This is a genomic window from Streptomyces sp. BE20 (genome assembly GCF_036322525.1).
Classification (GTDB): Bacteria; Actinomycetota; Actinomycetes; order Streptomycetales; family Streptomycetaceae; genus Kitasatospora.
In genome coordinates, this window is the sequence record NZ_JAQYWW010000791.1 from 1 (window position 1) to 392 (window position 392).

At 74.7% G+C, this 392-nt stretch carries 1 pseudogene; it reads left to right on the forward strand.

Features of this window, described 5'->3' with window-relative positions:
* A pseudogene (locus tag PUR61_RS16615) lies at positions 1–392 on the forward strand (hypothetical protein); the annotation flags it as partial.

Sequence of the window (392 nt, forward strand, 5' to 3'; positions counted from 1 at the left end):
GCCATCCGCCGCCCCGCAGCCCCGCCGCAACCGCGCCGCCTCCACCGCGCCCGCGGCGTGCACCGCCGCGCTGGCCGAGCCGATCAGCGCCTGCCCGTGCGCCCTCGGCCTGGCCACCCCGCCCGCGCTGATGGTCGGCACCGGACGCGGCGCCCCGCTCGGCATCCTGATCAAGCGCTCTGAGGTGCAGGAGACCACGCGCAAGCTTGACACCGTCGTCCTCGACAAGACCGGCACCGTCTCCACCGGCCCCATGACCCTGCTCGCCGTCCGCACCGCGGAGGGCGTCACCGAGACCGAGGTCCTGCGCCTCGCCGTTGAGCTGGAGCACGCCTCCGACCACCCGATCGCCGCCTCAGACTCCCAGGACGCAGACGACAAGGTCGTCCCCA